General features: G+C 54.3%; 7 protein-coding genes. 2 read left to right on the top strand and 5 right to left on the bottom strand.

The genetic code is table 11. The annotated features are described in order from the left end of the window. From E1189_RS05010 to E1189_RS05030, 5 genes are all read right to left on the bottom strand, one after another. A partial coding sequence (locus E1189_RS05010; protein WP_230460177.1) for a hypothetical protein occupies positions 1-252 on the bottom strand: 252 nt, incomplete at its 3' end. A 171-nt stretch (positions 253-423) separates the two neighbouring features. After that, the gene (gene gcvT, locus E1189_RS05015; protein ID WP_155158956.1) at positions 424-1,557 is read right to left on the bottom strand and encodes a glycine cleavage system aminomethyltransferase GcvT; all 1,134 of its coding nucleotides are present in this window, start codon (positions 1,555-1,557) and stop codon (positions 424-426) included. A 79-nt stretch (positions 1,558-1,636) separates the two neighbouring features. After that, positions 1,637-4,543 (bottom strand): aminomethyl-transferring glycine dehydrogenase, encoded by a 2,907-nt coding sequence (gene gcvP, locus E1189_RS05020; protein WP_155158957.1) that lies wholly within the window; start codon positions 4,541-4,543, stop codon positions 1,637-1,639. Between the two features lie 81 nt (positions 4,544-4,624). After that, on the bottom strand, positions 4,625-5,008 hold the full coding sequence (gene gcvH, locus E1189_RS05025; protein WP_155158958.1) for a glycine cleavage system protein GcvH: 384 nt from the start codon (positions 5,006-5,008) through the stop codon (positions 4,625-4,627). A 70-nt stretch (positions 5,009-5,078) separates the two neighbouring features. After that, positions 5,079-6,455 carry an L-serine ammonia-lyase gene (locus tag E1189_RS05030; protein WP_155158959.1) on the bottom strand — a complete coding sequence of 459 codons (1,377 nt, stop codon included), beginning with the start codon at positions 6,453-6,455 and terminating at the stop codon, positions 5,079-5,081. Between the two features lie 301 nt (positions 6,456-6,756). Between E1189_RS05030 and E1189_RS05035 the strand changes: the two genes are divergently transcribed. Both E1189_RS05035 and E1189_RS05040 read left to right on the top strand, forming a co-directional pair. Then, positions 6,757-7,401 carry a helix-turn-helix domain-containing protein gene (locus E1189_RS05035; protein WP_155158960.1) on the top strand — a complete coding sequence of 215 codons (645 nt, stop codon included), beginning with the start codon at positions 6,757-6,759 and terminating at the stop codon, positions 7,399-7,401. A gap of 214 nt (positions 7,402-7,615) precedes the next feature. Further along, the coding region (locus E1189_RS05040) for an alanine/glycine:cation symporter family protein (protein WP_155158961.1) at positions 7,616-8,983 on the top strand (1,368 nt) is incomplete at its 3' end.

Consider the following 8,983-nt stretch of genomic DNA (forward strand, 5'->3'; position numbering starts at 1 on the left):
CAGTTCAGCGACATCAGTTTTGAGTACATCGACATCAGTTTTGAGTACATCGACATCGGTTTTGAGTACAGCAACATCCCGCTCAACCCCGTCGAGCCGTTTGTGAACTTTCTTAAACTCCTCTCTGGTATCAGCGATATGCGCCATGAGGATGTCATGGGTGGCCTTGGTGAAGACCAGTATTTTTTGTACCGTCCCGTCAAGGCTTTCGTACTGCAGCTCCAGATGCTGAACTCGATGCTCAAGATTCATTCTTACCTCCGCACAAGTAGAGCAGGAAGAGTAGCAGGGTTGTTGCAGGGTGCCACTTCCTCAGGTTCACCCATATGTTATTTGTTATGTTCTTGATGATGAATACTTGTTGTTTATAAAAGCCTGCTTACGTGATCAGTGTCGCACAAGCAGGCTGCAATCAAAAGCGCATCAACCCCGATAATAACGCTGCTCAATAAACGGCATCCGGCTAACAGTCATAGCCAGCTTTTTGCCGCGTACCAGAGCAAACACTTCGGTATCCAGAACCGCGTAAGCCTTCTCCACATAACCCATGGCCACAGGTGCGCCGATGGTTGGGCCGAAGCTGCCGGATGTTACCTTGCCAATTACCTCACCAGCGTCGTTCACCAGCTCGGTGCCTTCACGTACAGGTGCGCGGCTGGAACCCAGCAGGCCGATACGTTTGATGGCGAACTCCTTGGTTTCGATCTGGCCGAGAATCTTCTCAGCGCCGGGGAAGCCTGCTGCGCGGTCTCCACCGTTGCGGCGAATCTTGCTGATCGCCCAGATCAGGCTGCCTTCGATAGGTGTAGTGGTGGTGTTGATATCGTGACCATACAGGCACAGGCCGGATTCCAGACGCAGGGAGTCGCGGGCGCCAAGGCCGATGGCTTCCACTTCGGGCTGATCCAGCAGCATTTTGCACAGGTTTTCTGCATCAGCAGCAGGAATGGAAATCTCGAAGCCATCTTCGCCGGTGTAGCCGGAGCGGCTGATAAAGCAGTGGATGCCTTCGATAGACACCTTGCGGGAATCCATGAACACCATCTCGGCGGTTTCCGGGCAGAAACGCTTCATCACTTCGCCAGCCGCCGGGCCTTGCAGGGCAACCAGTGCACGGTCGTCCAGTACTTCCAGCTCAACGCCTTCTGACAGGTGGGCCTGCATGTGGGCGATGTCCTGCTCTTTGCAGGCCGCGTTCACAACCACGTACAACAGCTCTTCTTCAGCGCTGGAGTAGTTGGTCACCATCAGGTCGTCCAGAATGCCGCCTTCTTCGTTGGTAAACAGGGCGTAACGTTGCTTGCCAGAAGGCAGGTCGATGATATCCACAGGAACCAGAGATTCCATCATGGTGGCCGCGCCGGTGCCTTTCAGCAGTACCTGACCCATGTGAGACACATCAAACAGACCCGCTTTATCACGGGTATGCAGGTGCTCGTTTTTAACACCCAGAGGATACTGTACAGGCATTTCGTAGCCTGCGAAGGGCACCATTTTGCCCCCCATAGATACGTGCAGATCGTACAGTGGGGTTTTCTTCAGTTGAACGTCAGACATGTTTTATCCCTCAACATCGGATGCTGGACTCGGCTTTTGAAGCAGGAGCTTTTGAAGCAAGAGTCCAGCACCGAATCAGTTAGTCCTGATAGGTTTCAATAGATGGGCAGGAGCAGATGAAGTGGCGGTCACCGTACACATTATCCACACGGTTCACGGTGGGCCAGTACTTGGACGCGCGGGTGGCCTGGGATGGGAACACAGCCTCTTCACGGCTGTATGGGCGATCCCACTCAGCGCTGGCCAGATCAACCATGGTGTGTGGTGCGTTTACCAGCGGGTTGTTGTCCAGCGGCCATTCGCCGTCCTGCACTTTACGGATCTCTTCGCGGATGGCGGTCATGGCTTCGATAAAGCGATCCAGCTCATGCTTGGACTCGGATTCCGTTGGCTCAATCATCAGCGTGCCAGCCACAGGGAAGGACATGGTGGGCGCGTGGAAGCCGTAGTCCATCAAACGCTTGGCAATATCCTCCTCGGAGATGCCACTCTCTTCCTTAATAGGGCGAATATCCACAATGCATTCGTGAGCCACCTTGTTGTTGCGGCCACGGTACAGCACCGGATAGTGGGCAGACAGCTTTTCGGTCATGTAGTTGGCGTTCAGAATCGCCATCTCGGTGGACTGACGCAAGCCTTCCTTACCCAGCAGTACACAGTACATCCAGCTGATAGGCAGAATCGCTGCGCTGCCGTGCTGTGCGGCGGCCACAGCACCAATGCCTTCGTTGTCGCCTTTCAGCGGGCTCACCACGTGGTTGGGCAGGTAAGGAGCAAGGTGCGCCTTCACACCGATAGGGCCCATGCCGGGGCCGCCGCCACCGTGGGGAATGGCGAAGGTTTTGTGCAGGTTCAGGTGAGAAACGTCGGAGCCGATATCGCCTGGTTTGGAGACACCCACCTGAGCGTTCATGTTGGCACCGTCCATGTAAACCTGACCACCGTTGTCGTGTACGATCTGGCACACTTCACGAATCTGCTCTTCAAACACACCGTGGGTGGATGGGTAAGTCACCATCAGGGCGGAGAGATGATCCGCGTGCTTCTCGGCCTTGGCGCGCAGGTCGTCCACGTCTACGTTGCCGTTTTCATCGCAGGCCACAATCACAACCTTCATATCCAGCATGGAGGCGGAGGCGGGGTTGGTGCCGTGGGCGGAGGAGGGAATCAGGCAGATGTTGCGGTGACCCTCATCGTTAGCCTGCTGGTAGTTACGAATGGCCAGCAAGCCCGCGTATTCACCCTGTGCGCCGGAGTTTGGCTGCATGGAAATGTTGTCGTAACCGGTGATTTCCACCAGTGCATCCCCCAGCTCCCTGATCATGGTTTCGTAACCGCGCACCTGATCTTTTGGCGCAAACGGATGCACGTTGGCGAAGCCGTTCCAGGTCACAGGAATCATCTGTGCCGTGGCGTTCAGCTTCATGGTGCAGGAACCCAGCGGGATCATGCCGTGGGTAAGGGAGTAGTCTTTGTTCTCCAGACGCTTCAGGTAACGCAGCATATCGGTTTCGGAGTGATAGCTGTTGAAGGTCGGGTGAGTGAGTACGGCATCAGAACGACGCTGGTCGTCGGCAATGCCGGTGGCCTTGCCGCCAGTGATAGCAGCGTCCAGCTCGGCGGTGTTCAGCTCTTTTTCGGTGAAGGCGCGGAACAGGTCGGCAATATCTTCTGCTGTGGTGGTTTCATCAAGGCTGAGGCCGAGACGATCTGTGCTGACCAGGCGCAGGTTGCAGCCGCTTTCCAGCGCGCGCTGGTAGATGGTTTCCTGTTTGTCGCCCACCTTTACAGTCAGGGTGTCGAAGTAAGTTTCGTTGGTTTCAAAACCCGCGGCTGTCAGAGCGTGCTGCACAATGCTGGTGGAACGGTGAACACGCTCGGCAATCATCTTCAGGCCTTCGGGGCCGTGGTAGATGGCGTAAGCTGCAGCCATGTTGGCCAGCAGTGCCTGAGCAGTACAGATATTGGAGGTGGCTTTCTCCCGGCGGATATGCTGCTCGCGGGTCTGCATCGCCATACGCAGGGCCTGATTGCCACGGCTGTCTTTGGAGACACCGATAATACGGCCAGGTACGGAGCGTTTCAGTTTCTCGCTGGCGGCGAGGAAGGCAGCGTGTGGGCCACCAAAGCCCATGGGAACACCAAAGCGCTGGCTGCTGCCGATTACAACATCCGCGCCCAGCTCGCCGGGGGATTTCAGCAGCATCAGAGCCAGCAGGTCGGTAGCTACAGACACCATGGCTTTCTGGGCTTTGGCCTTGGCAACGAGCTTTTCAATGTTGGCGATGTCACCGTAGGTGCCCGGGTATTGCAGCTGCACACCGAACACTTCCACGTTGTCCAGCTCGGTTTCCGGATTGCCCACAACCACGGGAATGCCCAGATAGTCGGCACGGGTTTTAATCACGTCGATGGTTTGTGGATGTACATCGTCGGCCACAAAGAAGGCCTGGTGCTTGCTGCGGTTGGAACGGCGGCACAGGGTCATGGCTTCGGCGGCGGCGGTGGCTTCGTCCAGCAGGGAGGCGTTGGCGATTTCCATGCCGGTGAGGTCCATCACCATCTGCTGGAAGTTCAGCAGCATTTCCAGCCGGCCCTGGGAAATCTCGGGCTGGTAAGGGGTGTAAGCGGTGTACCAGCCGGGGTTCTCCAGAATATTACGGAGAATCACGTTAGGGGTGTAGGTGTGGTAGTAACCGGTGCCGATGTAGGAGCGGTTCACGGTGTTCTGATCCGCCAGCTCTTTCAGGTAGGCCAGTGCCTGCTGTTCGGTTTTTCCTTCGTCCATAGTCAGAGCATCTTTCAGGTAAATGCTCTCGGGTACGGTCTGGGTCATCAGTTCGTCGATAGAATTCAGACCAAGCTCTGACAACATGGAGTGTTGAGCGGCCGCATCAGGGCCGATATGACGCTGGGTGAAGGCTTCGTTGCTGGTCAGCTCTGCGAGGGAGCGCTGCCGGTCTGTTATGGGTTTCTCAACAGCCATGTTTCTTCCTTTCTTTACCTGACCAGATACTTACGTATCTGGCCGGTCATCAGATCTGTTTAGAGGTGTCTTGCCCTGAACTCAGGCAGCTTCTTCAATGGTTGCCAGGTAGGCATCTTCGGTCAGCAGATTAGCAAGCTCACTATTGTCGCTCAGCTTGATTTTGGCCAGCCAGCCAGCTTCCAGAGGTGATTCATTAACGGTTTCTGGTGCGTCTTCCAGGGTTTCATTGATAGCGATCACCTCACCGGATACTGGCGAGTAAATATCGGAAGCAGCTTTTACAGATTCAACCAGAGAGAACTCATTGCCAGCTTCTATTGTCGCGCCGATTTCAGGCAGTTCAACAAAAACGACATCCCCCAGTAGCTCAGTGGCGTGTTCGGAGATGCCAACGGTTACGGTACCGTCGCCGTTATCCAGAACCCATTCATGAGATTTGGCAAATTTCAGAGTGGCAGACATGGTCAGTTTCCTTTCGCTCCAGGCGGTTTGTGTTTTTAATCGTTTATCGTATTTAACAAGCTACTAATTTCTAACAAGCTACTACGTTTACTGCGAGCCCACCGGTGGCGGTCTCTTTGTATTTGTTTTGCATATCCAGGCCCGTCTGGCGCATGGTTTCTACCACATCGTCCAGATGTACCCGGTGGCTGCCGTCCCCCTGTATGGCGAGGCGGGCGGCGTTAATGGCTTTAATGGCACCCATGGTGTTGCGTTCAATACAGGGCACCTGCACCAGCCCTCCGATTGGGTCGCAGGTAAGCCCCAGGTTGTGCTCCATACCGATTTCCGCTGCATTTTCAATCTGGTTGTTGGTGCCACCTAATACGGCACACAAAGCACCGGCCGCCATGGAGCAGGCCACGCCTATTTCACCCTGACAGCCAACTTCAGCGGCGGAAATGGAGGCATTTTTCTTGTAGATCATGCCGATAGCGGCGGCGGTGGCGAGAAAGGTCACGATGTTGTCTTCATTGCGACCATTGATGAAGCGAACGTAATAGGCCAGAACCGCAGGAATCACCCCCGCTGCGCCGTTTGTAGGGGCGGTGACCACCCGGCTGCCCATGGCATTCTCTTCATTCACTGCCAGTGCGTAGAGGCTGACCCAGTCCATCACTTCAAAATGGTCTTTGTCGTACTCGGCGCGGTTGGCCAGTTCCTGGTGGAGATCGTGGGCGCGGCGTTTCACGTTGAGGCCGCCGGGAAGAATGCCGGTTTGTTCGCAGCCTCTGTCGATGCAGGCTTTCATCACCTTCCAGATAGACAGCAGGTCTTCTCTGGGTTTATGGGTGCGGGGCAGGTGTTCCTCGTTGGCCAGCACAATCTCGGCAATGGAGAGGTTGTGTTTCTCACCCAGCGCCAGCAGTTCTTTGGCGTTCTCGAAGGGGTAGGGGATATTGACCGGAGCGGCAGAGGTTGTGGGATATTTTACCTCCTCTTCGCTGAGTACAAATCCGCCCCCTACGGAGAAGTAGCTGTTTCTGTGAATCACCATGCCGGCGTTGTCGAAGGCAGTTATGGTCATGCCGTTCGGATGCTGGGGCAGAGCCTCTTCCATCAGAAACAGCAGGTCGCTCTCTTCCGTAAAAGGAACAGGATGGCTGCCATCAAGCTGGAGCTGTTTGGATGCGCGAATATTTTTAATGAGCCGTACTGCATAATCAGGATCAATACGATCCGGTGTCTCTCCCGACAGGCCCTGCATCACCGCAGTATCGGTGGCGTGGCCTTTGCCGGTCAGAGCGAGGGAGCCGTAAAGTTCAATCTTTACCCGGGCTGTCTGTTCTGTTTTTCCAAGGCCGCGCAGCTCTTCCAGAAATCTGTTGCTGGCAACCATAGGCCCCACTGTGTGGGACGAAGACGGCCCAAGGCCGACTTTAAATAGATCCAGTACGCTTAAACCCATAAGCCCTCCGCTCAGCTCAGCACTTTATTAACGAGTGCTCTTATTATCGCTGCTTATGCTCGTCTGCGTTTTTTATAGACGAGCTGAGTTACCCCTTGCATCGATCCTCTGTACCTGTTCAATGCTGTGCATAAGGTTTCATTTATGGAAGAGATTATCAGCAGGTTTTTCCCTCTTCAATAGAAAAGTTTCCTATAGGAAACTTTTGGGTAAGGCCCTGTTCGATAGTGTGGTAATGTGGTAGACAGTTCAGGGAGTTTTATTTGAGTCATTAGTGACAATCAGTATCCGTGGGGGAGAAATGTCCGAGCAAGCTCATTTTCTCAGGAAAGAAAAAGAAGCTGTGATCATTCAGCGTAAAAAAACACAGTCCGGTGCAGGAGCGGCCATGGAGCCACTGCAACTGGGTAAGCGGGTGAAGGCCATCCGCCTTGGGAAAAGCCTGACTCTTGAGGAGGCCAGCCAACTCACAGGGTTAGCCCGTTCGACCCTCTCAAAAATAGAGAATGAACAAATATCGCCAACCTTTGCGGCCGTGACCAAACTGGTGAACGGGCTGGGTATTGATATTCCTCAGCTGTTCAGCCCCGCCGGACGCAAAGGCGCGACAGGAGGACGGCGGGATATCACCCTTAAGGGTACAGGCACGCTTCATCCAACGCCCACCTATGAGCACGAGCTGCTGGCAACAGAGTTGTCCGGCAAGAAAATGATTCCCTACAAAACCACCATTTGTGCCCGCTCCTTTGAAGAGTACCAGGACTGGATTCGCCATGAAGGGGAAGAGTTTATGCTGGTATTGAGCGGGAAAGTTCGTCTGTATACCGAGTTTTACCAGCCAGCCGACATGGAAGAGGGCGATAGCGCTTACTACGACGCTTCCATGGGCCATGTGGTGATTTCCACCGGGAAAGAGGATGCGCGGATTTTGTGGGTGACTACGTAATGTCATGTGTAAGAACGGAGTCTGGCTCTTCCATTGTTGTAAAGGTCTGATACTCTTCTTGCCCGCTTATTCGTCAGTACTGTGCCCTGTGCAGCCATTATGATCTTGTAGACAATATTCTCGGGAGCAAGTAGGCAGCTGCCTGAGGGGCAGCGCGTCATATAAAAATAACAGCCGTCGTTCTGCGACAACAACAATAAAAGGTATTCCTGTTATGGAAGCGATGACCCATTTCCTGGGACAACTTAATGGTATCGTCTGGGGCCCGATTATGCTGGTCCTGATATTGGGTACCGGTCTTTTCCTTATGATTGGTTTGCGCCTTATTCCACTGATGAAACTCGCAATGGGTTTCAAGCTTATGTGGAGCGGCAGGCGGAGCGATGAAAATGACAAAGATTCCGGTGAAATTTCCCCTTTTCAGGCTTTGATGACAGCCATGTCTGCTACGGTGGGTACCGGTAATATTGCCGGTGTTGCCACGGCAGTTTTCCTCGGTGGCCCCGGTGCGCTGTTCTGGATGTGGTGCACTGCTCTTGTGGGTATGGCCACCAAGTTCGCGGAAGCGGTGCTGGCAGTAAAATACCGTGAAGTGGACGAGAGCGGCAATCATGTAGGTGGCCCCATGTATTACATCAAGAATGGTCTGGGCGCCAAATGGGCATGGCTGGGTACCATCTTTGCCGTGTTCGCATCTATTGCAGCATTTGGTATCGGCAACACCGTGCAGGCGAACTCTGTGGCCAGTGTTCTTGAAGTAAACTTTGGTATTCCTCTGGCGGTAACCGGTGTTGTGCTGATGGTGCTGGTAGGGGCGGTTCTGCTGGGTGGCGTAAAGCGCATTGGTGCTGTAGCCGGTGCTCTGGTTCCGTTTATGGCGATTACTTATCTGGTGGCCGGTTTGGCTGTGCTGGCGATTAACGCAGATCAATTGCCCGGCGCCCTGCAGATGGTGTTCACCTATGCCTTCACGGAAAGTGCTGCAGAAGGTGGCTTTGCCGGTGCTGCTGTCTGGATGGCGATTCGCTTTGGTGTAGCTCGAGGTATCTTCTCTAACGAAGCCGGTCTGGGTTCGGCGCCTATTGCTCATGCAGCCTCCCAAACCAAAGATCCTGTGCGTCAGGGCCTGGTGGCTATGCTGGGTACCTTTATTGATACCATCATCATCTGCTCCATTACCGGGCTGGCGATTATCTCCACCGGTGTGTGGACGTCTGGTGAATCCGGTGCAGCCCTGACCTCTGCGGCCTTTGCCCATGCCCTGCCCGGCATTGGTAACTACGTGATCGCTATTGCCCTGAGCATCTTTGCCTTCACCACCATCCTTGGCTGGGCACTGTACGGCGAGCGCAGTGTAACCTATCTCTTTGGTGTGAAAGCCCTGATGCCTTACCGTGTGTTCTGGATTCTGGCAGTTCCTGCCGGTGCGGTGCTGAGTCTCGATTTTATCTGGCTGTTGGCTGATACCCTCAACGCGATGATGGCACTGCCTAACCTTGTGGCTCTGATTATGTTGAGCCCTGTGGTATTTAAACTGTCACGGGATTACTTCTCCCTTGACAATAAGGAAGAGAAGGCTGTT

Source organism: Parendozoicomonas verongulae (assembly GCF_009711465.1).
Lineage (GTDB): Bacteria > Pseudomonadota > Gammaproteobacteria > Pseudomonadales > Endozoicomonadaceae > Sansalvadorimonas > Sansalvadorimonas verongulae.